The 24284-nt window shown below is 62.0% G+C and carries 31 protein-coding genes; 11 read left to right on the top strand and 20 right to left on the bottom strand.

The features are described 5' to 3' along the window. Window positions 1-12: 12 nt before the first annotated feature. From fliP to WBQ96_RS23315, 14 genes are all read right to left on the bottom strand, one after another. Complete coding sequence (gene fliP / locus WBQ96_RS23380; RefSeq protein WP_165120621.1) at window positions 13-744, bottom strand: flagellar type III secretion system pore protein FliP; 732 nt, start codon at window positions 742-744, stop codon at window positions 13-15. Next, window positions 741-1241 carry a flagellar basal body-associated FliL family protein gene (locus tag WBQ96_RS23375; RefSeq protein ID WP_336553768.1) on the bottom strand — a complete coding sequence of 167 codons (501 nt, stop codon included), beginning with the start codon at window positions 1239-1241 and terminating at the stop codon, window positions 741-743. Before WBQ96_RS23375 ends, fliP begins: the two co-directional genes overlap by 4 nt. 18 nt (window positions 1242-1259) lie before the next feature. After that, window positions 1260-1958, bottom strand: coding sequence for a flagellar basal body L-ring protein FlgH (flgH, locus tag WBQ96_RS23370; protein WP_165120619.1), 699 nt, complete (start codon window positions 1956-1958; stop codon window positions 1260-1262). Then, the gene (locus tag WBQ96_RS23365; protein ID WP_336553765.1) at window positions 1955-2497 is read right to left on the bottom strand and encodes a MotE family protein; all 543 of its coding nucleotides are present in this window, start codon (window positions 2495-2497) and stop codon (window positions 1955-1957) included. Before WBQ96_RS23365 ends, flgH begins: the two co-directional genes overlap by 4 nt. A 10-nt stretch (window positions 2498-2507) precedes the next feature. Continuing rightward, a complete protein-coding gene (locus tag WBQ96_RS23360) occupies window positions 2508-3764 on the bottom strand; it encodes a flagellar basal body P-ring protein FlgI (protein ID WP_336553763.1) in 1257 nt (418 codons plus the stop codon). After that, window positions 3761-4234, bottom strand: a complete 474-nt coding sequence (flgA, locus tag WBQ96_RS23355) for a flagellar basal body P-ring formation chaperone FlgA (protein WP_336553761.1) — start codon at window positions 4232-4234, stop codon at window positions 3761-3763. The genes WBQ96_RS23360 and flgA overlap by 4 nt, the downstream gene beginning before the upstream one ends. 5 nt (window positions 4235-4239) lie before the next feature. Further along, window positions 4240-5028 (bottom strand): flagellar basal-body rod protein FlgG, encoded by a 789-nt coding sequence (gene flgG, locus WBQ96_RS23350; RefSeq protein WP_336553759.1) that lies wholly within the window; start codon window positions 5026-5028, stop codon window positions 4240-4242. Between the two features lie 12 nt (window positions 5029-5040). Next, window positions 5041-5367 (bottom strand): flagellar hook-basal body complex protein FliE, encoded by a 327-nt coding sequence (locus tag WBQ96_RS23345; protein WP_165120614.1) that lies wholly within the window; start codon window positions 5365-5367, stop codon window positions 5041-5043. Then, entirely contained in the window at window positions 5367-5783 is a 417-nt protein-coding gene (gene flgC, locus WBQ96_RS23340; protein WP_165120613.1) for a flagellar basal body rod protein FlgC, read from the bottom strand. The genes WBQ96_RS23345 and flgC overlap by 1 nt, the downstream gene beginning before the upstream one ends. A gap of 5 nt (window positions 5784-5788) precedes the next feature. Next, on the bottom strand, window positions 5789-6169 hold the full coding sequence (gene flgB, locus WBQ96_RS23335; protein ID WP_336553754.1) for a flagellar basal body rod protein FlgB: 381 nt from the start codon (window positions 6167-6169) through the stop codon (window positions 5789-5791). A 123-nt stretch (window positions 6170-6292) separates the two neighbouring features. Continuing rightward, window positions 6293-7432 (bottom strand): hypothetical protein, encoded by a 1140-nt coding sequence (locus WBQ96_RS23330; protein WP_336553751.1) that lies wholly within the window; start codon window positions 7430-7432, stop codon window positions 6293-6295. Beyond that, window positions 7413-8828: a flagellar protein export ATPase FliI gene (gene fliI / locus WBQ96_RS23325; protein ID WP_336553750.1), complete on the bottom strand. Its 1416-nt coding sequence runs from the start codon at window positions 8826-8828 to the stop codon at window positions 7413-7415. Before fliI ends, WBQ96_RS23330 begins: the two co-directional genes overlap by 20 nt. 10 nt (window positions 8829-8838) lie before the next feature. Further along, window positions 8839-9561, bottom strand: coding sequence for a flagellar basal-body rod protein FlgF (flgF, locus tag WBQ96_RS23320; RefSeq protein ID WP_165120609.1), 723 nt, complete (start codon window positions 9559-9561; stop codon window positions 8839-8841). Between the two features lie 12 nt (window positions 9562-9573). Continuing rightward, window positions 9574-10692 carry a DUF1217 domain-containing protein gene (locus tag WBQ96_RS23315; RefSeq protein ID WP_336553747.1) on the bottom strand — a complete coding sequence of 373 codons (1119 nt, stop codon included), beginning with the start codon at window positions 10690-10692 and terminating at the stop codon, window positions 9574-9576. 190 nt (window positions 10693-10882) lie between these two features. Here WBQ96_RS23315 and motA point away from each other — a divergent pair, with 190 nt between their 5' ends. The 6 genes from motA to WBQ96_RS23285 are packed head-to-tail and all read left to right on the top strand — an operon-like array spanning window position 10883 to window position 15755. Next, the gene (gene motA / locus WBQ96_RS23310; RefSeq protein ID WP_165120607.1) at window positions 10883-11758 is read left to right on the top strand and encodes a flagellar motor stator protein MotA; all 876 of its coding nucleotides are present in this window, start codon (window positions 10883-10885) and stop codon (window positions 11756-11758) included. Window positions 11759-11793: 35 nt separating this feature from the next. Continuing rightward, window positions 11794-12723, top strand: a complete 930-nt coding sequence (locus WBQ96_RS23305; RefSeq protein ID WP_336553745.1) for a FliM/FliN family flagellar motor switch protein — start codon at window positions 11794-11796, stop codon at window positions 12721-12723. Between the two features lie 42 nt (window positions 12724-12765). Next, on the top strand, window positions 12766-13155 hold the full coding sequence (gene fliN / locus WBQ96_RS23300; RefSeq protein ID WP_165120605.1) for a flagellar motor switch protein FliN: 390 nt from the start codon (window positions 12766-12768) through the stop codon (window positions 13153-13155). A 40-nt stretch (window positions 13156-13195) separates the two neighbouring features. Next, window positions 13196-14209, top strand: coding sequence for a flagellar motor switch protein FliG (locus WBQ96_RS23295; RefSeq protein ID WP_336553742.1), 1014 nt, complete (start codon window positions 13196-13198; stop codon window positions 14207-14209). A 20-nt stretch (window positions 14210-14229) separates the two neighbouring features. Continuing rightward, the gene (gene flhB / locus WBQ96_RS23290; RefSeq protein WP_165120603.1) at window positions 14230-15312 is read left to right on the top strand and encodes a flagellar biosynthesis protein FlhB; all 1083 of its coding nucleotides are present in this window, start codon (window positions 14230-14232) and stop codon (window positions 15310-15312) included. Continuing rightward, a complete protein-coding gene (locus WBQ96_RS23285) occupies window positions 15309-15755 on the top strand; it encodes a hypothetical protein (protein ID WP_165120602.1) in 447 nt (148 codons plus the stop codon). The genes flhB and WBQ96_RS23285 overlap by 4 nt, the downstream gene beginning before the upstream one ends. Window positions 15756-15759: 4 nt before the next feature. Here WBQ96_RS23285 and WBQ96_RS23280 read toward each other — a convergent pair whose 3' ends face one another. Both WBQ96_RS23280 and WBQ96_RS23275 read right to left on the bottom strand, forming a co-directional pair. Beyond that, window positions 15760-16530, bottom strand: a complete 771-nt coding sequence (locus WBQ96_RS23280; protein ID WP_336553739.1) for a helix-turn-helix transcriptional regulator — start codon at window positions 16528-16530, stop codon at window positions 15760-15762. Beyond that, the gene (locus WBQ96_RS23275) at window positions 16527-17189 is read right to left on the bottom strand and encodes a helix-turn-helix transcriptional regulator (RefSeq protein WP_246245920.1); all 663 of its coding nucleotides are present in this window, start codon (window positions 17187-17189) and stop codon (window positions 16527-16529) included. Before WBQ96_RS23275 ends, WBQ96_RS23280 begins: the two co-directional genes overlap by 4 nt. 498 nt (window positions 17190-17687) lie before the next feature. On the opposite strand from WBQ96_RS23275, the gene WBQ96_RS23270 reads away from it, so the two are divergent. Together WBQ96_RS23270 and WBQ96_RS23265 are read left to right on the top strand one after the other, a co-directional pair. Continuing rightward, window positions 17688-18218 carry an SRPBCC family protein gene (locus WBQ96_RS23270; protein ID WP_336553735.1) on the top strand — a complete coding sequence of 177 codons (531 nt, stop codon included), beginning with the start codon at window positions 17688-17690 and terminating at the stop codon, window positions 18216-18218. Between the two features lie 192 nt (window positions 18219-18410). Continuing rightward, on the top strand, window positions 18411-19070 hold the full coding sequence (locus tag WBQ96_RS23265) for a helix-turn-helix domain-containing protein (RefSeq protein WP_336553953.1): 660 nt from the start codon (window positions 18411-18413) through the stop codon (window positions 19068-19070). A gap of 212 nt (window positions 19071-19282) precedes the next feature. Here WBQ96_RS23265 and WBQ96_RS23260 read toward each other — a convergent pair whose 3' ends face one another. From WBQ96_RS23260 to WBQ96_RS23245, 4 genes are read right to left on the bottom strand one after another with little or no spacing between them, the layout of a single operon-like run. After that, window positions 19283-20323 (bottom strand): heme-dependent oxidative N-demethylase family protein, encoded by a 1041-nt coding sequence (locus tag WBQ96_RS23260; RefSeq protein ID WP_336553733.1) that lies wholly within the window; start codon window positions 20321-20323, stop codon window positions 19283-19285. 17 nt (window positions 20324-20340) lie between these two features. Then, a complete protein-coding gene (locus WBQ96_RS23255; protein ID WP_336553731.1) occupies window positions 20341-21306 on the bottom strand; it encodes a PDR/VanB family oxidoreductase in 966 nt (321 codons plus the stop codon). Then, entirely contained in the window at window positions 21303-21902 is a 600-nt protein-coding gene (locus tag WBQ96_RS23250) for a dimethylamine monooxygenase subunit DmmA family protein (protein WP_336553729.1), read from the bottom strand. Before WBQ96_RS23250 ends, WBQ96_RS23255 begins: the two co-directional genes overlap by 4 nt. Before the next feature lie 7 nt (window positions 21903-21909). Further along, window positions 21910-23043, bottom strand: coding sequence for an aminomethyltransferase family protein (locus WBQ96_RS23245; protein WP_336553728.1), 1134 nt, complete (start codon window positions 23041-23043; stop codon window positions 21910-21912). Window positions 23044-23407: 364 nt separating this feature from the next. Between WBQ96_RS23245 and WBQ96_RS23240 the strand changes: the two genes are divergently transcribed. Genes WBQ96_RS23240 through WBQ96_RS23230 form a run of 3 tightly spaced genes read left to right on the top strand, consistent with a single transcriptional unit; the run spans window position 23408 to window position 24280 of the window. Continuing rightward, window positions 23408-23698 carry a hypothetical protein gene (locus WBQ96_RS23240; RefSeq protein ID WP_091915527.1) on the top strand — a complete coding sequence of 97 codons (291 nt, stop codon included), beginning with the start codon at window positions 23408-23410 and terminating at the stop codon, window positions 23696-23698. Window positions 23699-23727: 29 nt separating this feature from the next. After that, the gene (locus WBQ96_RS23235; RefSeq protein WP_165120593.1) at window positions 23728-24108 is read left to right on the top strand and encodes a hypothetical protein; all 381 of its coding nucleotides are present in this window, start codon (window positions 23728-23730) and stop codon (window positions 24106-24108) included. A 10-nt stretch (window positions 24109-24118) separates the two neighbouring features. After that, on the top strand, window positions 24119-24280 hold the full coding sequence (locus WBQ96_RS23230; protein WP_091915136.1) for a hypothetical protein: 162 nt from the start codon (window positions 24119-24121) through the stop codon (window positions 24278-24280). Window positions 24281-24284: the final 4 nt, after the last annotated feature.

Here is a 24284-nt window from a genome sequence, read left to right as displayed (position 1 = left end):
TTCCCGGAATGTTCAATTGAACGACCTGACAAGGCTGCCGACGAGCAGGTTCCAGCCGTCGATGAGCACGAAGAACAGGATCTTGAACGGCAACGACACCACCGTCGGCGGCAGCATCATCATGCCCATGGCCATGGTGATGGTGGCGACGATCAGGTCGATGACGAGAAATGGCAACACAATGAGGAAGCCTATCTCGAAACCGCGCCGGATTTCCGAAATCATGAAGGCGGGAACCAGCACGCGCAGATCGACATTTTCGCGCGAAACGGTCTGGCCGCGTTCGCGCGCAAGGTCGGCGAACAGGTCGAAATCCTTGTCGCGGACGTGCTTGACCATGAACTGCCGGAATGGATCGGAAATCCGCTCTAGCGCCTGGTCCTGGTTTATCTCGTTGTTCATCAGCGGGCGCACGCCATTGGCCCATGCCTGATCGAAGGTCGGGGCCATGACGTAGAAGGTCATGAACAGCGACAGGCTGATGATGATCATGTTGGCGGGCGTCGTCTGCAGGCCCATGCCGACGCGCAGGATCGAGAAGGCGATGACGAAGCGGGTGAAGCTCGTCACCATGATGAGCAGGCCCGGCGCGATCGACAAAACCGTCAGCAGGCCGAACATCTGGATGATGTAGCCCACGGTGGTGCCGTCAGCCTGGCCGATGCCGCCGAGATCGATCTGCTGGGCCTGCGCCACCGTTGCGGTGGCGATCAGCGCCAAGCCCGTGAGGAGAAGTTTTCTCATTCGAAAAGCAGTGTCCGGATGAGCACCTGCCTGACGTGGCCCTCGCTGCGGATTTTCGCCCGCTCCTCGAGATCGGCTTTCAGATGCTGGAACCCGCTCGCACCTTCGATCTGGTGGACCTTGACGGTGCGAAGGAAGGCGAGGAGGTCCTGATGGATATCGTCGACAAGCGATTGCGGCTGGGGGGCGTCGAACACGACGGAGGCCTCCATGCGAACCCACATGTCGCTCGGCGCGGCAAGATTGGTGGTGATTGGCGGCAGGGGAACCTCGAGGCCGGCTGAAGCCTTGCCATGGTCGCCCTCGGCTTTTGCCGGCGCTTCATGGCTTTCACCTGCCGCAACCTCCACCTTGGCCGCGCTCTCGCGCCCGTAGAGATACTGGCCCGAAACCCAGCCGAGACCGATCGCGGCGGCCGTCATGCCCAGAAGGACCGCGGCCTGAATGACCAGCGATGGACCCTTGGGTTGGGGAGGGGCTACTTCGGTTACGGACATGGCGGCGGCGTTTCTTTCCTAGAAGGGAAGCACGTTGTCGAGAATCTGCTGGCCATAGGGCGGCTGCTGAACCTCGGTCAGGCGCCCGCGACCGCCATAGGAGATGCGGGCCTCGGCGATGCGCTCGTAGGAAATGGTGTTGTAGGGGCCGATGTCGGTCGGGCGAACGATGCCGGCGATGGTCAGGATGCGCAGTTCGGCATTCACCCGCACTTCCTGCGAACCGTTGATGACGAGATTGCCGTTGGGCAATACGTCGCTGACGACTGCGGCGACCGAAAGCTCGATGCTCTCGGAGCGCTCGGTCTTGCCGGAGCCCTTGGTGGAGGTGTTCGAGCCGACGTCGGCATCGAAAGAGCCGCCCTGCTTGCTGCCGTTCCAGCCGAAGTCCATGCCCGCGCCCAGCGTGCGGTTGACCTTGCGGTCGCGGTCGGATTCGTTCTTGAAGCGGGCGCGGTCGTTGATCTCGATCTTGACGGTGAGGATGTCGCCGGGTGCCAGCGCGCGCGGATCGGTGAAGAGCCGCTTCTGGCGGTCGTCCCACAGCGAGAAGCGCTTGACCGGCTGGGCCGGCGGCTGGGGATACTGATAGACCGATTGCGCGGCGATGCCGGACCCGACCGGGGACATCACCGGCTCCTTGCCGACTTCTTCAACTCTGGTGGCGCAGCCGGAAACCGTAGCAGCGGCCAGTGCTACGAGGGCAAATCGGATCATGAGGGGTCTTCCTTGCGGGCGGCACTCGCCATGATGCCGGTAAGTGCTGCGGCCGCCTTGCGGTCCATTTCGTTGAGGATGACGCCGGCCTTGCGCGAATCGAGCTTCATCATGATGCCGGCGGCAACATTGATGTTGACCTCGGCCAGCCGCTCGGCGGCGGCATCGGGTTTCATCGCCGCGTAGATCTTAACGACGTTGTCTTCTGCCTTCGACAGGAAGTCGTCGCGGCGCTTCAGCCATTCCTCGTATTCGGCGCGTTTTTCCTCGAGCAGCTTCATGCGCTGGTCGATGTCTTTCTGCAGCGTCTCGAGTTCCTGCGCTTGGAGCGCGTAGCGGCGGTCGCGGGCGGCGTCGGCGATGTTGGAGCAGAAGCGCTCGACTTCGGTCCCGGAGCCGTCCGTTGGCGCTGCGGCAGTGACGATCGACTGCGTCGCGGCAGGGCCGCTCGCGCTCAGCATGGTGGTTAGCGCTACGGCAGCCAGGATGCGGCCGGCGTTTCGCCGGGGCCATGTGAGGAAGTGGGGATCAGCGCTCATCGGCCTTCACCTATTGCAGCACGAGATCGGCCTGCAGGGCGCCGGCGGATTTGATGCCCTGAAGGATTGCGATGATGCCAGCTGGCTTGACGCCGAGCCGGTTCAGGCCGGAAACCAGCGTTTCGAGATCGGGCCCATCGAGGAGCGCGACCTTGGCGTCCGGCTGGGAGATATCGATGGCGGTGTTCGGCTCTACTGCCGTGACGCCGCGCGAGAAAGGCTCCGGCTGGACGATGGTCGGCGTTTCGGTGATGCGCACCGTCAGCGTGCCGTGGCTGATGGCAACGCGCGAGATGCGCACGTCCTGTCCGATCACGATCGTGCCGGTGCGCTCGTCGACGACGACGCGGGCGGGCACATCGGATTCCACGACCAGATTTTCAAGCTCGGCGTAGAAGCGCGCGGGCGAAATGCCCTCCGGCTTGCGGATCATGACCGTGCGCGAATCCTGCTCGCTGGCGACGCGCTTGCCGAAGCGAGCGCGGGAATAGTCGTTGATGACGTCGGTGACGCGGACGGCGGTGGAGAAGTCGGCGTTGAGAAGCTGAAGGGTGAGCAGCGACTGGTCGCCCATTGCCGCCTGCACCTGACGTTCGACGATGGCGCCGTTCGGCACGCGGCCGGCAGTCGGAACGCCCTGGGTTACCCGCTCGGCCTGCCCTTGCGCCTCGAAACCGGCAATGAAGACGGGTCCTTGCGCCACGGCGTAGATTTCGCCATCGGCTGCCTTAAGCGGCGTCATGATCAGCGTGCCGCCCGCCAGCGAAATGGCGTCGCCCATGGACGAGACGCTGACATCGATGCGCGCGCCGGACTGGACGAAGGGCGGCAGGTTGGCGGTGACGATGACGGCGGCGACATTCTTGGCGCGGGCGCGACCGCCTTCGGACGCGATACCGAGATTTTCGAGCATGGCGCGGATAGACTGTTCGGTGAAGGGCGAGTTGCGCAGGCTGTCGCCCGAGCCTTGCAAGCCGATGACGAGGCCGTAGCCGACGAGCTGGTTGTCGCGCGCGCTCTGCAGCCGGGCGATGTCCTTGATGCGCGATATCGGGCCGTTGCCGCCGGGCAGGCGCCGGCCGCGATTGTCATAGCCTTCGTCACCATAGGCACCGCCCGCGCCGCCGGTGGCGGCAAGCACGCGCGCATTCGTATCGATGGCTGCACCATTGACGCCGCGACCGGGGATCTTGCCCTCGGGGCCGTCGGCAAGAGCCGGCTGAAGTCCGATCAGGAAAGCCAGAACCAGTGCAATTACGCGCATCATAGGCCGCTGATCCGTACGGAGCCATCGGCCATGACGGTGCCGGACAGTACCTTGCCGCTGTCGAGATTGCGGACCTTGATCATGTCGCCGGCCGAACCCGGCTGAAGCGTCACGGCAGCCGCCGAGATGGTGAGTACGCCGGAGACGAACAGCGCCTGCACGGCAGCACCCTGTTCGACGAGAAAAGCGTCGCGCACCGCGGCGAGCGGGATGTAACGGCCCGGAAGCAGCGTGCGGCGCGCGATCTTGCCTTCGATGTCGGTCCTTGCCATGGCGACGGCAGCCGGCGGCTGCTTGCCCTGGCTGAGCGTGACTTCCTTGAGCGCTTCGGCAGGAATGGTTTCGCCGGGATAGATGACGCGATTGGGAATGGTCACCGTCTCGCCGGCAAAGGAAACAGCCGCGCCCGTCAGCAGCGCCAGTCCGGCGGCGGCCGCAACAATCAGGCTGTGAAATGCGCGCGGCATCATTCTCGTCACCTTATGTTCTTGGAGACCACGGCAGCCATTTCGTCGGCGGCCTGAATGACCTTGGAATTCATCTCGTAGGCGCGCTGGGCCGAGATCAGCTCAGTGATTTCCTTGACCGGATCGACGTTGGAGTTTTCGAGATAGCCCTGCTCGACGGTGGCATAGCCGGGATCGCCGGGCACGCCGACATTGGCAGCGCCGGAGGCCGGGGTTTCCTGGAAGAGATTGTCGCCGAGCGGCGCAAGGCCGGCCTCGTTGGCGAAGGTCGCCAATGTCAGCTGGCCGAGGTCCTGAAGATCGGCCTGGCCGTCGATGCGGGCAAAGACCTGGCCGGTCTTGTTGACGACGACCTCGACGGCATCGGCAGGTACGGTGATCGCCGGCTGGACGTTGAAGCCGTCGACGGTGACGAGCTGGCCGGTGGCGTTGGTGTTGAAGGAGCCGGCGCGGGTGTAGAGGGTCTGGCCGTCGGCGCCCTCGATCTGGAACCAGCCGGTGCCGGTCAGCGCGAGGTCGAGCTTGTTGCCGGTGCTGGTGAGCCCGCCCTGAACGTGGACGTTGCGCACGGCGGACGTCTTGACGCCGAGGCCGATCGTGACGCCTTCGGGCACGACATTGGCATTGGCGCGGTTGGGCACGCCCTGCATGCGGTCGACCTGATAGAGCAGGTCGGAGAATTCGGCGCGTGCGCGCTTGAAGCCGGTCGTGTTGATGTTGGCGATGTTGTTGGCGATGACTTCCAGATTGGTCTGCTGGGCGTTCATGCCGGTGGCGGCGATGGCGAGTGCTTTCATGATCTATTGTCCTCAGATCGCCATGCGGCTGACTTCGAGATAGGCGGTGACGATCTTGTCGCGGATGGCGACAGCCGCCTGCAGAGATTGCTCGGCGGTCATCACCGCATCGGCAACCTTGCGCATGTCGGCGTCGCCCTGAAGCGCCTGGACCGATACGTTCTCGGCACCCTTGAGCGTGTCGATGGTGCGGTTGGCGGCTTCCGAAACCATGTTCGCGAAGGACTGGCCGATATCGGTGCCGGCCGTCTGTCCGAGACTGCTGGGGGAGAGGCCGATGGTGTTTTCGACACCGCTCGGCTGGAGTTTCGGGCCTATTGCGCCGATGCCGGTGATCATCAGTTGCCTCTCATCAGGTCGATGGTCATGGAAATGAGGTCGCGCGCCTGTTTGACGACCTGGAGATTTGCTTCGTAGGAGCGGTTTGCCTCCGTCATGTCAGCCATTTCGACCAGCACATTGACGTTGGGCATCTTGACGTAGCCGTTTTCGTCGGCTGCCTCGTGGCCGGGCAGGAACTCGACGGGATAAGCCGACTGGTCGCGATTGATCGCGGCGATATCCACGGTCGATGCGCCGACGGCGCGGTCGACCTCAGCGGAGAAGATGATCGTCTTGCGCTGGTAGGGGTCGGCGCCGGGCGTGCTGCCGGTCGACTGCGCGTTGGCAAGGTTTTCCGAGACGATGCGCAGTCTTTCCGACTGGGCGGTGAGGCCGGAGGCTGCAACCTTGAGCGTGGCGGTGAGTGCGTCCATCCAGGTCAGCCCTTCACGGTCTGCATCATCATGCGGTGGAACGCCTTGACGATCGCGGTATTCAATTCGAAGGTGCGGCGCACTTCGCCGGCCTTCATCAGCTCGTTTTCGAGCACGACGGTGTTTTCCGAAGGCAGCACCGAGTTCTTGCCGTCTTCGTTGCGGACGGCATAGGCGGCCTTGGAGATGCCGCCGGCGAAATGGCCTTCCTGCGTGGCGCTCATGGCGACGCGGCGCTTGTCGAGCACCTTCTCGAAAGGCTCGATCTCGGCGGTACCGTAGCCGGGCGTATTCACATTGGCGATGTTGCCGGCGATCGCCGACTGGCGGACAGCCAGCCATTCCGATTGCTGGGAAGCGAGATTGAACAAATTGACAGGCTGCATAGAAATCTCCGGGCAGATTTCCACACTGTAGGCAACCAGTCTTGCGCGGGCCTTGCGGCCAGCATGAGGTTATTGCTTGACCATGACCCCAAAAACCGGTGACCACTTTTTGGGGTCATGGTCCTACTGCGAAAGCTCGACGATCTTGTCGGCGCTGGTAATGAGCACCCATTTCTTGCCGCGCAGTTCGATGCTGGCGACGCGGCTGTTGTCAGGCAGCAGCGAGCCGCGCTGGACGACCCACAGGCCGGTTTCGTCCTCGATCATGGCGCGGCCGTTGACGACATGGACCAGGCTGAACGTCGCTTCGTCACCGGGAAAGGGTTGGTCGGCGAGTGCCGCAGCCGCCCTCGGCGCCTGATCGCTTGGCAAGGAAGCGGTGATGAAGGGATCCAGCTTGCCGAACGGAAGATCCTCGTCGGCGAAAGGCGCCTCTACAGTCTCATAGCGGGAAGAGAAGGCTATGCGGGCCGGGCGCGTGCCCTGGCCGTTGCCGCTGAACTGCATGGCCTGCACGCCGAACTTTTCCTGATTGAGGAAGACATACCAGGGAAACAGCGCGCAGAAGAGGCCGAGCCCCACGCCAAGGCCGGCAATAACCAGATCGCTGCGACGATCCGGGTTGCGGACAGCCTTGACCGGCACTGTCGGGCGCATAGGCGCCCGGGCTGGCGCGGGCCTGGGTTTTGGAGCGTTGTCGACAGCAGGTTTGGTGCGCTGGAACGGACGCCAGCCGGCCTTTTCCTTCTCGGCCTTGTGTATTTCGTTGCGCGCGGGTTCGGTCCTTGTCGATTGCGTCGATGGTCTCGCCTTGAGCGTTACCCGCTCCGGCGTGTTTTCCTCGATTATATCCAGCAGTTCGCGCTCGGCACTTCTGGGTTGCGGGTCGGGATGGAGTTGCGCCAGCACCTCCTTTTCCCTTTCGGCCCGGTGTGCGTTCGCCAATTCCTGGCGGCGTTGTTCGAAATATCCGGGCTTGGCGTTACGCTGAAAAAGCCGCCAGCCGGGGCGGCTCTCCTCGGCCTCGTTGTGTTCGGGAATCTCTTCGAGCGTCTCTTCAACCTGGGCAGGCTGCAGACGCCGCCGCCAGGACCAGCGCCGTGTTTCCTCGTCCCATCTTCTGCTTCTGCTGAAGATGCGGCTGGTGCTCTGCTTGAGCTCGCGCAGACGCCGCCGAAGTGCCCGCCATCCGGTCTGTTCCTCCCTGGCCCTGCTCTCGTCGAGCATAGCGCGGAGGGCGTGTTCAATTTCCCGGAGCTGCATCGGGCTTTTCCTTGGCTCTGAGATGGCGGGCGAGATCAGCAAGCGGATCGGGTGAGGGCGGGTCGGCCGGCGACTGGGTCAGGACTTCGTAGACCGCCGGCACCTGACGCACCGCCAGGTCGAGCTCGGCGTCCGCGCCTGCCTGATACGCACCGAGCAGGCGGATGTCGCGCGTATCTTCGAAGCGCGAGATCATCGATTTCAGGCGGGTTACCAGCGCGCGCTCGTCATTGCTCCAGGCCTTTCCGGCCAGACGCGAGATGGATGACAGCGGATTGACCGCCGGGTAGCGGCCCTGCTCGGCGATCGCGCGGTCGAGCACGATGTGGCCGTCGAGAATGCCGCGCACGGAATCGGCCACGGGATCGTTGTGGTCGTCGCCGTCGACCAGAACCGAGATGATCGCGGTGATGGAGCCAGTCGTGCCCTCGACACCGGGGCCGGCGCGTTCGAGCAGCTTGGGCAGGTCGGTGAAGACGGAAGCAGGATAACCGCGCGCGATCGGCGGCTCGCCGGTGCCGATGGCCACTTCGCGCAACGCATGGGCAAAGCGCGTGATCGAATCAAGCACCAGAAGCACGCGATCACCGCGCTCGCGGAAGTGCTCGGCCACACGCATCGCCGTGTCCGGGGCGCGGCGGCGCATCATGGCGCTTTCATCGCTGGTGGCGACGACCGCCACCGTCTTGGCCATGCTGGCATGGCCAATCGTGTCTTCGAGGAATTCTCGCACCTCGCGGCCGCGTTCGCCGACGAGCGCGACAACGACAGTGTCGAAGGCCTCCGCGCCCGCAAGCATGGCGAGCAGCGTCGATTTGCCGACGCCGGAACCGGCGAAGATGCCGAGGCGCTGGCCGAAGCAGATCGGCGTGAAGATGTCGATGACGCGGACGCCGGTGAGAAACGAGGTTTCGACGCGCTGGCGCGACAATGCGGCCGGCGGCACGGAATCGGCTGCGTCCTGGATGTCTCCTTCAACCAGAGCCGGACCGCCGTCTATCGGCCGGCCGAGCGAATCGATGGCACGTCCACGCCACGTCACATGCGGGGCAACAGTGAAGGGACCGCGATTGAAAACGAGATCGTTGACGCCGGCATCGGCGGTACGTTCGAATGGCGCGACGAGCACGTCCTGCGAGCCGATCTGGATGATCTCGCCTCGCCGCGTTCCGTTCTGACCGCGATGCTCGACGATGTCGCCGAGCCTTGCCGTGCCTGAAAGGCCGCGGACATGGTAGTGTGTCGGCGATACTTCCGTGATCCGGCCACCGCGCTTGACGATGGTGCGCGCGTCGGCGAAGCGATGATAGCTCCGCTCCAGGATCGTCAGCCTGTTTTCGTGGTGCTGCGCAGGCTGAAGGTCCGGGTTGGTTGCGACCGGCTGGGCGTTGGTCATCTATGCCGCACTACTTCGAGCCGAGTGTGCGGACGGCCTCGCTGAAGGTCTCACCGGAGCTGCGCATCAGGGCGGCAGTCTGTTCGAAGGCGCGCTGGACGCCGATCAGCCGCGTCATTTCCAGGATCGGGTTGACGTTGGAATCTTCCACGAAGCCCTGTGCGACGCCGACATCGATGCGGTCCACCACCGGGTCAGGCTGGCCGTTTGGAATGATGCCGGAATTGCCATAGCGCTGGAAGTTGGTGCCGGGGTTGAAATCGTAGAGACCGATTGCCGCGACGAGCTGGCCGTCCTGGCGAAGCACGCCGTCGGCGCCTGCCTGAGGCGCGCCATTGCGCGGATCGAGCTGGATCGGCGCGCCGCCGGCGTCGAGCACGGGATAGCCTTCGATGGAAACCAGTTGGCCGGTTTCCAGCATGGTGAAGCGGCCGTCACGGGTCATGATGGTGCCGGCCGGCGTCTCGATGCCGAACCAGGCATCGCCGCGGATGGCAAAATCGAAGGGATTGCCGGTTTCGCGGAACGATCCGGACTGCGTCGACAGATAGGTGTCGCCGGTCGAGGCGAAGGACACGGACTTTTCGCCGACGCCCGAGACGACATCCTCGAACTTCACGCCGGTGGCGCGAAAGCCGACGGTGGACGCGTTGGCGACGTTGTCGGCGATCGTGTTCAGCCGGCGTTCCAGCGCGATCTGTGACGAGAGGGCGACATAGAGACCATCCTGCACTTTATATGTACCTCAGCGTTTCATTGACTGGATGGAGAGCAGCAGATTCGTCGACACGCCATATTCGGCCGGCTGGCTGAACAGCACGGTCAACGAAGTGGCCGCCGACGTCGACGGATTTTCGATTTCCCAAAGCGCGGTGAAGCGCTGGATGAACTTGCCGAGCTTTGTGGGGTCGGAAAGGTCTTCGATCTTAATTCGCGACTGGAAATACTTGACCTGCTTGTCGATGTCGGCCTGCGCAAAGGCATCCGGCAGGCCCAGTGCTGTGCGAACCACCTGAGCAAGCGCCTTGTCGCCGAGGACTTCGTAGAAATTGGTCAGGGACGGAGCCTTGCGCTCGAAATAGAGCGCCAGGCGCACACCCTCATTCTGCTTGCCCGCATCCTGTTCCAAAGTCTGGCGGAGATATTTGTCCGTGGAGGGCTGCTGGGCTGCAACATAGGTCGTTGCCTTCTCGCCATAAGCCTCGAAGTTGAAGGCCGTCGCGAAAGCGGCGTAGCGAGGCTCATCCTGCTTGTTGGCAAGGCTGTCCTCGTCGCGGACGCCGCCCTCGAGAATCTTGCGCAGGAAATCGTTGGTGTCGATTTCCGGGTCCATGGCAAACGCGGTCTTGGCGTAGCTGAGCAGCCGGTCGTCCTTCATGAACTCGTCGATCGACTTCACCTTGACGATATTGGCCAGGTAATAGGTGGTCTCTGCCTTCACGGCATCGGAGTCGGGATCGCCGCCGTTGATCTTGATCTGGCTGGCGTAGTTCTCGGCGGTGAACTGCTGCGCCATGTTGTATGTGGTCGTCTGCTCGCCGCGGGCGGCGAAGTTGAAGCTGCGGACGAATTCGGCGTAGCGCTTGTCACTGAGCTTGTTGGCGAAGCTGTCCGGATCGGAGATGCCTTCCTTCAGCGCCTTGACCATGAACGCCTTGGCGTAGGTCATGTCTTCCAGCCCATGCGCCTTCATCGCATAGTTGAACAATCGGGGGTTCGATACGAACTCGTCGATCGTCTTCACCTTGGTGATATTCTCGAGATAATATTTGGTCTCGCGATCGACCACAGGCTGCTTGCTGACGCGGTCGAGCGACCTGGTCAGGTTGCTCGCAATGATCTGGTAGCTGGTATAGGTCGTCATCGCGTGGCAAGCCTCCGCCCAAAGTATCTGGGGACGCTAAACTAACTTCCTTGCGCGAAGCTGAATCGCAGGCTGTTCTGAGAATCATCTGCTTTTTTTGTTGGCGGCGAAAAATGCAGGGGCGATTCAAGCTTCACACAAGGCACAGCCGGTATTGCGTAAGGCTGGACGACTTGCGGAAGGACGGGCAGTGGGCATTCTGATCGGTTTTGCGGTGACCCTGGGCTGTGTGCTCGGCGGCTTCATGGCCATGGGCGGGCACATCGACGTGCTGATGCAGCCCTGGGAATTCGTCATCATCGGCGGCGCGGCACTCGGGTGTTTCCTCGTCGCCAACCCCATGAAGACGGTGAAGGATACCGGCAAGGCCTGCATCGAGGCGGTCAAGCAGGCAGTCCCGAAGGAGCGCGACTATCTTGAGACGCTTGGCGTACTGCACAGTCTGATGCGCGAACTGCGCACCAAGTCGCGCAGCGAGGTCGAGGCCCATATCGACAATCCGGAAGAATCAGTGATCTTTCAGGCGTTCCCGACCGTGCTCAAGAAGCATGACCTGACGCATTTCATCTGCGACTATTGCCGCCTCATCATCATCGGCAATGCGCGTTCGCACGAGATCGAAGCGCTGATGGACGAGGAAATCCAGACGATCCGCTCCGACAGCCTCAAACCCTATCATGCGATGACGGCGATGGCCGATGGCCTGCCGGCGCTCGGAATCGTGGCTGCGGTGCTGGGCGTGGTGAAGGCGATGGGTGCGCTCGACCAGTCGCCGGAAATTCTGGGCGGCCTGATCGGCGCCGCGCTCGTCGGCACCTTCCTCGGCATCTTCCTCTCCTATGCGGTGGTCGGACCGGTCGCCACCAAGATCAAGATCGTGCGCGAGAAGAATAACCGCCTCTACATCATCGTGAAGCAGACGCTGCTTGCCTATATGAACGGCTCGCTGCCGCAGGTGGCGATCGAATTCGGCCGCAAGACGATTTCGTCCTACGACCGGCCGTCGATCGATGCCGTCGAGCAAAGCACCATGAACACCGCCGCCGACGCAAAGAAAGCAGCCTGATAGATGGTCGCGCCTGAACAGGAATTCCGCCGGCCATGAGCAGCGTAGCCAGTCCAGCGGAGACGCGTGCGTTCATCGTCGAACGCCTTGTCGGCGATACCGGTGAGCCCGACCGCATCCTCGATGCGGCGCGCTCGCTTTCGGAGCGCGCGCTTCCGGCGATCATTCAGGGTCTTGGCGAGAATCTTTCGACCCCCGTCAGTTTCGATGTCGTTTCGGTGGATCTGGCCCGGCTTGCGCAGGCACGGCCGACGAGCGGCCATCATGCGATGACGGTCGCTTCGTCGACCTCGTCGCCCGATGCCCTGATCCTGTCGATGGATGCGTCAGCTGTTGCGGTCATCGTCAGCGCGCTGTTCGGAGGCGATCCCGAGTTGCCGGTTTCGCCGATCAATCGCGAATTGTCGCCGACCGAGACGGAAGTGGCGACGATGGTGTTCCAGCAGATCGCCGAGGCGGTCAACGGTTCCGGCCCGCGCGCCTTCGAGTTCAGGCTGCCGCTGCCTGCCGCGATCACCGGCATGGAACTGAAGAAGCACATCGTCCGCGACGGGCCTGCCGTGCGTGTCGTCTTTTCTGTGTCGATGGGCGCCACGGTCGGCAAGGTGTCGCTGACCATGCCGCAGCGCGTGCTTCTCAAGCATCGCGGCGACGCCGGCGTGAAGCAGAGCGCGGAGCCGGAGACGGAATGGCGCACCCGCTTCAGCGAGGAAGTCATGCGCTCCGAGGTCAATCTGGAGGCGACCATGCCGCTCGCCAAGATGACGCTCGGCGAGATTGCCATGCTGCAGGCGGGACAGGTCATCGAACTTGGCGAGACGGCGCAGTCGGAGGCAAGGCTTTCGGCGCGCAACAAGACACTGTTTGTGTGCGAATTCGGCAAATTGGGGCAGAATTACACCGTGCGAATCAGGCATCCTTTCGATGCCGGCCAGGACTTCATCGATACGCTGCTGCCGGGATGACGTGCGACGTCGTTTCGAGAAGGACCTGAATTGGAGAAGGCTATGAACCAGACCAACCCGGCGCCGGATGTCGATATTCCGGAAGAACAGCTCAACCGGGCGATCGAGGAATTGCGCGGTGCTCTCCAGGAAGAGGAAAAGCGCTCGCCCGACAAGGCCAAGGCCGAGCAGCAGGCATCGAATGCCGCCGTGATCATGAACATTCCGGTCGACGTTCAGATCGTGCTTGGCAGCACCGAAATGCCCGTCTCCGATCTGATGGCCTTGCAGAAGGGTTCGACCGTTGCACTCAACCGCCGTATCGGCGAGCCCGTCGACGTCGTCGTCAACGGCCGCAAGATCGCGCGGGGCGAAATCACCGTGCTGGAAAGCGATCCGTCGCGCTTCGGCATCAAGCTCACCGAAATCATAACCGCGGCGAAGCCCGCGTGATGAATTTATGCGCTCTCGCCAATTGCAGGAGGTCCGGCGCATGACGACGGCGCTTGTGAACCTGACGCGTGCGCAGAAAGCCGCTGCCATCCTGGTCGCGATGGGCAAGCCGTCGGCGAGCCGGCTGCTGAAATTCTTCAAGCAGGAAGAACTGAAGGCGCTGATCGAGGCAGCCAGGCTTTTGCGCACCATTCCGCAAGGCGATCTGGAGCGCATAGTCGCGGAGTTCGAGGCGGAATTCACCGAGGGCGCGGGCCTGCTCGATTCCGGCGACCAGATGGACACGATCATGAACGAGTCCCTCTCCGCCGAGGAGATGGACGCCATCATGGGCAACGGCAAGAAGGTGGCCGGCCCGCAAGGTCCGCCGCCGGTCTGGCCTGACCTGGAAAAGGTCGAACCGGAGCGCCTCGGGAAATTCCTCGCCAGCGAACATCCGCAGACTTCGGCGGTCATCCTGTCCAAGCTGGCGCCTTCGGTCGCGGCCAATGTGCTGCTTGCGCTTGAGAAGCCGCAGCGTGGCGACATCATCCGGCGGATGATGTCGATGACGACCGTGCCCGAGGCCGCGACCCGCATCGTCGAAAACCAGTTGCGCACCCGTGTGCTCTCGGAAGGGGCGAAAAAGGACATATCCGTCGGTCAGACCCGCGTCGCCAGCCTGCTCAACGAGATGGACAAGTCGCAGCTCGATGAAGTCATGCAGGATCTGGAACAGACCGGCGCGAGCGATCTAGACGGCATTCGCGCGCGGCTGTTCTCCTTCGATGACATTCCGCTTCTGGCGCAGAAAGCGCGCGTGGTGCTGTTCGATGGCCTGTCCACGGAACTGGTGACGCTGTGCCTGCGCGGCGCATCGCCCGAGATCACGGAATCGGTGCTGTCCTCGATCGGCGCGCGCGCTCGCCGCATGATCGAGGCCGAGCTTGGCCAGGAAGTCGATGGCATCTCGGCAGCCGAAGTGACGAAGGCACGGCGAAGCGTCGCTTCCACCGCCATTCGCATGTCGCTCGAGGGCGCCTTCGAGCTTCCGTCGACGCAGCACGCTGCCTGAACCGGCATTGAGAGGACACCTTGTCCGAGGGCGCCGACAAAGAAAGCAAAACAGAAGAAGCCACAGAGAAGAAGATCCGTGACACCGTCGAAAAGGGCAAGCTGCCCGTTTCGAAGGAAACGGGACTTCTGGCCTCGTTCGTTGCCATACTGATCTTTGCCGTGTTCTTCGCGCAGGACAGCATCAGCCAACTCGGAATGTTCCTGGCGATCTTCCTGGAGAAACCGGAAGCCTGGCCGCTTTCGACGGCGCCGGACGTCATCGAGCTTTATCAGGTGGTTTTCGTCGAAATTGCCAAGATTCTCGGCATCCTGATGGTGCTTCTGGTGGTTGCGGGCGTCGGCGCTTCCGTATTGCAGAACATGCCGCAATTCGTGGGTGAGCGCATACGCCCGCAAGCCGAACGCATATCGCTGAGCAAGGGCTGGACCCGCCTGTTCGGCATACAGGGCTTCGTCGAGTTCCTGAAATCGCTCGGCAAGCTGGGCTTTGTGACGCTGGTGCTCGTCTTTACGCTCAGCGGCGATATTCGCCTGCTGCTTTCCGGCATGATCACGCAGCCCGCCGCCTATGCGCTGACCATGCGCTCCATCGGCATCGACATCATCGTCTCCATCGTCTTCGTCATGGGGCTGATCGCGGCGGTCGATCTTGTCTGGTCGCGCTTCCACTGGCGGCAGGACCTGCGCATGACCAAGCAGGAGGTCAAGGACGAGATGAAGCAGTCGGAAGGCGATCCGATCGTCAAGTCGCGCCTGCGCTCGCTTGGCAGAGACAGGGCGCGACGGCGCATGATGGACGCGGTGCCGCGCGCCACGCTGATCATCGCCAACCCGACCCACTACTCGATCGCGCTGAGATATGTCCGCGAGGAAGACGCGGCCCCGATGGTTCTTGCCAAGGGGCAGGATCTGGTGGCGCTGAAAATCCGCGAGATCGCCGAGGAGCACGGCATTCCGGTCTTCGAGGACGTGGCCCTGGCCCGCTCCATGTACAAGCAAGTTTCGGTCGATAGTGTGATACCGGCTAAATTCTACCAGGCCGTCGCCGAACTGGTTCGCATCGTTTACGGCAACAAGCCGCAGCGCAAAGGCATTTCATGATCAGGCAGCCGCATGCATCGACACGCGAGATCATCGTCGCCAACTCCATACAGGAGGTGGTGAGCGAATTGCGCCTTGTCGATGTGGCGGACTACATCGCCTTCATAAGGCTGGAACAATTCGGCTGCATTTCAGACATCGTCGATTCAGCCGCCGAGCTTTTCTTCATGCCGGGTACGCTGCGCCTCGGCCATGGCGGTGAAGCGCATGTCGGCTGGTCCGAAAATCCGCGCATCGTGCTCGACCTCGAATTGCGCCCGGCCGGCGCAACGGTCTATTTCGCCCTGACGCTGACCGCGCTCCATGCATCGGTGGAGGTCAATTACATCGCCTTCGACATGGCCGACGAGGACCCGGAAAAAAACTCGGCGTTTCTGGAGGCGTCTCTCGAGCAATCCCGGATCCGCAAGACGGTGACGCGGCTTGTCTCTGAGGAGAGCTAAGCGCTTACTCTATCAGCCCCATCCGCAGCGCCTTTGCCACCGCGTGCATGCGGTTGACGGCATTCAGCTTCTGCGTGGTGTTGGTGAGATACTGGTTGGCGGTATGCACCGAAAGCTTCAGCAGCTTGGCGATGTCCTCGCTGGTGAAGCCATTGGCCGTCAGCTTCAAGCATTCCAGTTCGCGTTTCGATATCGAAGGCACCTTGCCGCTGTCGCCGGGCCGCATGACGGCAACGGCGCTGAAGAGCGCAAAACAGCGGGCGTGGATTTCGTGAAGCTGCGCCTGTGGCAGGCTGATATCGGCGCCATAGAAGATCACCAGTCCGCATTGGCCGCGTTCGGCATAAACGGGGAAGGCTATGCCGGAACTGTCAGGTACCAGCGGTGAAATCTTCTCGGCCCATGTAAGCGCTTCCAGGGTCCTGGTAGATGCCGCGCGCGCGTCGCTGCTCCACCAGCATGGCAGGCTGGAGACGCGCGTGTGCTGCACAAGGTCCTCGCCATTGCTGCCGGAGACGAATTTCGTGTGCAGCGATACACGCGGATAATCGGAATCGAAGCACGGAACCAGGCGGGCCCGCTCCATGGAAGGGCTGACGAGAAACAGCCCGAAGCCGGTGGCGTTGATATCGACGGCGATCCAGCGGCAACGCCGCACGGCGTCAGGGATGGTGACGGCCGGATGTGTCTCCGAGCCCGGTACGTTGGCGCCGAAGGGGTTTCTTCTAACACCGAGCAGCACGTCCGCCGCTTTTGCCGCTGCTGTCTGTGTCAAATGATGCCGCTCCTGATTGCCGTCGCCACCGCCATGGCGCGGTTGCTGGCCGAGAACTTCCGGATCGCGTGGGTGATGTAGCTGTTGACGGTGTTGGACGAGACGCCGAGGATCACCGCCACCTCATCCGTGGTCTTGCCTTCCGAAACCCAGAACAGGCATTCGCGCTCGCGGTCCGAAAGAGGATCCTGCATGGAGGCTGCCGCGACCAGCGCCGGTGCCTGCGAGAGCGCGTAGCAGCATTCGACCTGCGCCTTCATCAGCGCGCCGATATCGATCTGGCCGGGAACGGCCGCGGAAAAGAGGATGAACAGGCGTTGGCGTCCGACATTGAGTTTCAGCGCATAGATTTCGCAGTGGCCGAGCACATGAAGGAGCTTGGCTTCCTCGCCGCTGAGAACGCTGCCCAGGGCAGGGGCGTGTGCTGTGACGATGCCGCGCGGCCTGATGCCGGGAGCAACTGCGAGCGCGCTCGTTGCCAGATTGGCGATCAGCTGATGCCCGGCGAGTTCGATCGCGTCGTAGATCCAGTTGGAGGCGAGGATGCGCGCATCGCTCTTGTCCTGATCGTGCAGGATAGCGACCAGCATGTAGCTGTCGGCGCCGATGGTGGCTGTGAGCTGCATGAGAAAACCGGTGAGGTCACCGCGCGATGTCAATTTGACCGCGGGTATTCCGGTATCCTGATGTTGCTCGGCTAGACTTGTCATGTGTCCAAAACGGCCGGAATCCATGTAAATGCCCGGACCCCTGGCAACGCCAGCGACCGAACCTGAAAACGCTTTCACCTGTTACGAAAAACTCGCACCGGGCACGGTGTGGTGCCATCGGCCGAATCCTTGCGGGACCACGCGAAACCTGCCGCGTCTTGTGCCGGAAAACATTCCGGAACTCTGACTTTGAGTGGTTCGCCAGGCCCCCCGCGGGCCGGCTGATTCGGGTCTAATCTAACCCAGCGGAATCCGACAGCAAACCCAAAAATTAACAAATGTTAAAGCGTGTGATCTGAGTGTCTTTTGGATTACAGCCCGACACGACATCGCAAAGGTAATGCGAGCTTTATTAAACCGAATGGTTGACAATGCGTTTCCGGCTGGGATATTGAACTGTATGGTTTAATGTGATCCGGTCAGATCATCGGAACGAGGAGAAGGTCAATGCGTGAATTCGGTGTCGTCACCGCGCCCAACACGGTTCGGCTGGAGCGCGTGTTTCCCGGGCCGATCGAGCGGATATGGGCCTATCTGACCGAGCCGGAGAAGCGCCGCGTCTGGCTGGCGGCGGGACCGATGGCCGACCATGTCGGCGGCGTGGTCGAACTTCGTTTCAGGCACTCCGAGCTTTCGCATGAGGCGACACCGGAGCGTTTCGGGGAGAACGGCAAGGAATTCAAAAATGTCGGCGAGGTGACGGCATGCGAGCCGCCGCATTTTCTGAGCTTCACCTGGCCGAGCAGCGGCGGGGACATGTCGGAAGTGACCTTTGAGCTGTCGCCTCAGGGCGACGACGTTCTCATGATACTGACGCATCGCAGGCTTGCCGATCGCCTGGAAATGACCAGCGTCGCCAGCGGCTGGCACACCCATCTCGGCATCCTGGAAGACCAATTGGCAGGCCGAAAGCCGCGTGGTTTCTGGTCGACGTTTGCCCAATTGGAGAAGGAGTATGAGAAGCGTCTGTCTTCGTGACGCTATCAGCCAATTTCATCCTGTCTGCTGCCCAAGCAAGAAACTTGCATCCCTTGCCACAAACGCGTACTGAGAATAAAAATATTCACTGCGAGTGAAATCTCAGCGCAAGGAGAGGCGGGCTTGGCAAAGAAGGCTTCACAGGCAACGACACAGGTCGGCAAACCAGCCGCGGGCGTTTCGGTTCGGCCGTTGAAAGTGGTCGACGGCGATCTTCACAACACCGCGCTGAAGCAGAACCCGCATGCGGTGCGCGATACGCGCGAAAACGTGCTGGAAGTGGCGATCGGCCGCGAGGTGCGCGCTTTTCGCAAGAAGCTCGGCATCACCGTTGCCGATCTTGCGGCTGCGACCAATATCTCGCTCGGCATGTTGTCCAAGATCGAGAACGGCAACACTTCGCCGTCGCTGACGACGCTGCAATCCCTGTCGCGGGCGCTCGGCGTGCCGGTGACGGCGTTCCTGCGCCGCTTCGAGCAGGAGCGCAACGCGGTCTTTGTCAAGGCGGGCGAGGGCGTCGATGTCGAACGCCGCGGCACGCGCGCCGGCCATCAGTACACGCTGCTCGGCCATGTCGGCTCCAACACCAGCGGTGTCGTGGTCGAGCCCTATCTGATCACGTTGAGCGAAGATTCGGACGTGTTTCCGACCTTCCAGCATGACGGCATGGAGTTCCTCTACATGCTGGAGGGCGAGGTGGTCTATCGCCACGGCGATAACCTCTACCGGATGACGCCGGGCGACAGCCTGTTTTTCGATGCCGATGCGCCGCATGGGCCGGAAGAGCTGACCAAGCTGCCGATGCGCTATCTCTCGATCATCTCCTACCCGCAGGGCAGCGGCGGCGATTGAGTTTGCTGTCGTCGGCAATTCCGCAAAATCGGCGCTGCCCCTCACCCTTACCCTCTCCCCGTGAGAAACGGGGAGAGGGGGCGTCAGCGTTGGAACTCCCTCCTTCCCGTCATTTACTGGGAGAAGGGACAAGCGGCGAGGTTGCAGAACCCCCTCTCCCCGTTCTTCACGGGGAGAGGGTAAGGGTGAGGGGCTGCTCCGCGCTGCAAACCTTAATCCGGCCCAAAGCCCGGCGAGGTCGCTGCGCCGTCGTCATATTGCGACAGCCATTCGAGCACCGTCGGCCGATAGCGCGACAAACCCTTGTAGTCGGCAAGCTCGGTCGGCAAGTCGCGCAGGACGCGGTGGAAACGGCGCGCCCATTTCGGCGAGGTCACCAGTTCGTCCATCTTGATCAGGTAGCAGCGGATCGGGAACACCAGCGCATTGGAGCGCGGCAGCCGCCAGAAGCTTTGCAGCTCGACGCGTAGATGCACCTTCTGGCCTACATTCTCCGGCGTCACCGTCGCGCGGTCGGTGCCCCATTTGTGATAGTTTTCGGGACTGGTGTCGAGGCGCGGATTGATCGTCATCGTCCAGTTCAGGCGTCGAGCCGGCGCGCCCTGCTGGATGTTGGTGAGGAACTTCAGCGCACGGGTGAAGATGCCCTTTTCATGCGCCAGCGGCACCGGGGCGTGCCATTCGAAGAAGTTCATGCCGATGTCGAAATCGAGCGACCAGTCGGCCTGGGTGGTGACGATGCCGGCATCCATCCAGAGGTTGCCGTCGCGCTGGTCGAGGATGCAGAAATCGCCCTGGCTCTGGCGAGTGATGTATTCCATCGGCCCATAGGGCAGGGTGGAGACGTCGCCGAAGGTGAAACGGTCATCGATGCCGAGCGGCCGGTTGATCCAGTGCCATTTGTCGCCATCGCGGGCCAGCGAGAAATGCTCGGGATAGCTCTCGGCCTTGGAGGTCATCAAGAGTTCGAGCAGGTCCCAGCCGGCCAGCGTCATATGCGGCAGCGACTGGCAGCGCAGCGGGTCTTCCGCCAGCACCAGCGCCCGGTCTTGCATCTCCGAGACATAGTGCTCGTCGACGTCGATGCCATGCTCGAGCACGCTGCCTTTCGGACCGGGCACATGCGGCTCGATGTTGACCGCAAACATGTAAGCGTCTTCATGGAACGGGAACGGAAACCGCCTGATATGCTCGGGACTGTTCCTGAAGGTGAAATCGTCGCGAAACGTTTCCTTCCTGAAATTGATTCCCATTTTCTTTCCCCTTCGAGCTAGCGTTCAAGTACGAGGGATTTTCCTTCGAACCGCGAAACGCATGGCATGATCTTGCAGCCGGAGCGGTGTTCTTCTTCCGACAGCCAATGGTCGTTGTGCAGGAACTTGCCGTCATAAGAGACGACATTGGTCTCGCACTGGCCGCAGACGCCACCGCGGCAGAGATAGGGCGGATCGACGCCCGCTGCCTCGATGGCTTCGAGCAGGCTCTGCTGCTCACCGACGCGGATCTGCTTGCCGCTGACGGCGAGCGTCACATCGAAGGGTTTGCCCGGCTGGGGTGCTGCGAAATGCTCGTAGTGCACCGTCTCGTTCGGCCAGCCGGCCTCGGCTGCGGTCCTGCGCACCCAGTCGATCATGCCGGCCGGGCCGCAGATATAGAGATGGGTGCCGAGCGGCTGCGACGACAGGAGCTTTTCGAGCGGCAGCTTTTCGTCGCGGTCGTCGTGGTAGAGATGGATGCGCCTGCCATAGCGGGCCTGCAGCACGTCGGCATAGGTGCCGAGCGCTTCGCTGCGGCAGGTGTAGTGCAGTTCGAAATTGCCGCCTTCGCCGGCAAGCTGCGAGGTCTGCGCCATGAAGGGCGTGATGCCGATACCGCCGGCGATCATCAGATGCTTCCTGGCCCTGAGATCGAGCGAGAACAGGTTGACCGGATTGCTGATGACCATGCGCTGGCCGGGCTTTACCCGGTTGTGCATGAACAGCGAGCCGCCGCGCCCGATATCGTCGCGCCGCACGCTGATCGTGTAGTCGGTGGTGTCGAGCGGCGAACTCATCAGCGAATAGGGGTTGAGGCGCGTACGATCGTCGTCGCGCATCTCCACCACCACATGCGCGCCGCCCGAAAAGGTCGGCAGGATGGCGCCGTCCGTGCGCCGGAAATGGAAGCGCTTGACCAGTTCGTTAACGGGGACGACATCGGTGACGGTGACGTCGATCTTGCTCGTTCCGGCGCTCAACGGAAAATCTCCTCTTTTGGAGGGTTCTCGGTCGGGTCCTCCGCATTGATGCACACGCCCTGGAAGGCGGCGATGCGGCGCGAATAATGATCGCGTACCAGAAGAAGCAGGCCACAATGCGAACAGGTCGCCGGCTGGGTCGTCACATTCTCGGTAATGCCCTTGCAGTGGACGCACTGGACGCGCCGCGCCAGCGAGCCGCGCTGCTCGGTCTGGATCGAGGTGTGGTCGATGCCGGCTTCAAGGGCAGCCTGCATGGCCTGGCCGATCAGCCCTTCGGTGCCGGAAAGATAGACGCGCAGGCCCATATGCGCCGTCGCAAGCGTCTGACGCAGGCGCGGCAGGGCGCTGGCTAGGGAAGGCCCTTCATAGAATTGCGCCGGCTGGAGCTTCTTCAACGGCTCCACATATTTCGTGCCGGTGGCGCCGGGAACGAACATGATGTGGGCATCGGCGAAGAAGCCGGCGGGCGCGCTATTGGCCATGTCGAGGATCGCCGCCGCGCCCTCGGCGTCGGCGATGAAGAGGTGATGCTTTCCCGGCTGCGGCGAGAGTGTGCCATAGACGGGTCGGCTCAGTATGGTCTTTGCCGTCATTGCCGGCTCAACCCTTTGCGGTGCGCTTCAGCTTCTTCGGATCGTCGAACGGCAGCGGTTGCGCCGTCGCCTTGATCTTGCCGCTAGCGTAGTGGATTTCAAGCGGCGTGCCGGCGACCGCGCAATCGACCGGCATGCGGGCGATGCCCATCGATTTCTTGACCAGCGGCGAATACATGGCGCAGGTGACGACGCCGACCTGCTTGCCGTCCTTGAAGATCGGCGCGCCTTCGTCGGCCGGTTCCTTGCCTTCCAGCAGCACGCCGTAAATCTTGAAGCGTTCCTTGCCTTTCAGGCGGTAGTGCTCCTCAGCACCGCGGAAGCCGGTCTTGCCCGGGCTGACGGTGAAGTCGAGGCCGAGTTCCCACAGCGTGTCGCCGGGGCCTTCGTTCTCGAACGGGTACTTTTGGGAATTGTCGTAGGGGTAGAAGAGCAGGTAGCTCTCGACCCGCAGCATGTCGAGCGTGGTGAAGCGGCAGGGGATGATGCCCATGTCCTTACCTTCTGCGAGGATCGTATCCCAGACCGTGCCGGCATCCTGGCCGCGGCAGAAGATTTCATAGCCGCGCTCGCCGGTGTAGCCGGTGCGCGAAATCATCACCGGGAAGCCGAACAGACGCGTCTGCATGTGATGGAAGTAATTCAGGTCGCGAATGCCCGGCACATGCTTGGCGAGGAAGTCGACGGCAAGCGGTCCCTGCAGCGACAGGTCGTGAAGATTGTCGTCGAAGCGCAGCGACACGTCGCGGCCCATGGCGGCGCGCTGCAGTTCCTCATGGCCGGTGCCCGAACCATGCACGACCATCCATGAATTCGGGCCCATGCGGTAGAGGATGCAGTCGTCGGTGAATTTTCCCGCTTCGTTGAGCATGCAGGCATAGACCGACTTGCCGGGATAGACCTTCTCGACATCGCGCGTGGTGGCGAGATCGAGCAGATGGGAGGCGTGCGGGCCGTTGACGTGGACCTTCTTCAGGCCCGAGACATCCATCAGCCCGGCCTTGGTGCGGATCGCGACATATTCCTCGTCGGCGTCCTTGTCGTAGGTCCAGGCAGTGCCCATGCCGCTCCAGTCTTCGAGCTTGGAGCCGAGGGCGCGATGGCGGTCAGCGAGGGTCGAGAATCTCCAGGAAGCAGTCATCTGATACATCTCCCATTTGCACTTTGCTTGATTTCGCCCCCGCGCGAAATGCTGCAACTTTGATTGCCAGCCATAGTGCCTCAAATTTCCGGACACGCAACACTGTAGTGCAAAAAATTTCATTATCAGGCAAAATCAGGAATTGCCGGCGACAAGTCCTTGGGCGCAGGTTTCGCTAGAAAAAGGACCTGAATTCGCTCCGCGATATTCCGGTGCGTTATGGTTTACGCCGCGTAAATACGCCTTGACATCGGGGTTGCGCGGGTATTTTCTTCGCAAACAAAAATGTTGCCTGGCAGTATAATTCCCACGGGGAAAGCGGCGCTCCGCCAGGCCAATACGAGCGCTGTCGAAAGGGAGAGAAATGTCGGACCTCAATCAGCGGATTGAGGCCATGTACCGTTCTGACGTGCGCGGTGCGTGGCTTCTCGTAGTACTTCTCTGGATAACCCTGCTCTTCGTCCTGTTCATGACCTGGCCCTACATCCCCAATAGCGGGATCAGGGTTGCGGTGGTCGTTGCTGCTGCCGCGGTGCTCATTTTCAACACCGCCGCGATCCGGGCGATGGTCAAGCACTACGCCGAAGACAAGCACTTCATCTACGGGCTGGATATCCAGCATCTGGACGCGGCGAAGCGGGAGAAGAATCTCTAGCGCTCTGGCAGGTTTTGGGAGGACAAAGAATGCCGAAATATATACCACCCGAACAACCGAAAGTGATGCAGGTCATCGACATCGCCTTCATCGTTGTCGCTATCTTCGTGGCGCTGTGGCTGCCGCTGAAACTTGGCCTTGCCGGTGTTTCCAAGGCCATCGACAAGATCGAGAACCCGACCTGGGAAAGCCTGGGGCAAAACCCGACCATGGTCGGATTCTGGGAGAAGCTCGGTTACGACCCGACGACCGCCCACGACATCATCCAGAACAAGTTCCACTACACCTGGGACATCACCACGCTGCTCGTCATGGTCGTCGTGGTCGTCGGCTATTTCATCTTTCTCTTCCGCGCCTCCGACAAGGAATACCGCGAAGTGATCGACGAAAAGTTCGGCGACAAGAAATAGGAGCGAAACGATGTGGTTCACACTTTCCTATGTCGCCTGGGCGCTTTCGGCGGTTCTCGCCGCCTGGATGCTCTTCGACTGGTTCAAGACCGACACGACCTATTCGGAAGACGTGCTGACCTCCTCGCGCGAAGGCGAGATCGAGGCAGCCACCGAAAAACACAAGCTCTGAGGGC

It is taken from the genome of Mesorhizobium sp. CCNWLY176 (assembly GCF_037153935.1).
Classification (GTDB): domain Bacteria; phylum Pseudomonadota; class Alphaproteobacteria; order Rhizobiales; family Rhizobiaceae; genus Mesorhizobium_M; species Mesorhizobium_M zhangyense.
This window is presented reverse-complemented; position numbering and strand designations above follow the sequence as displayed.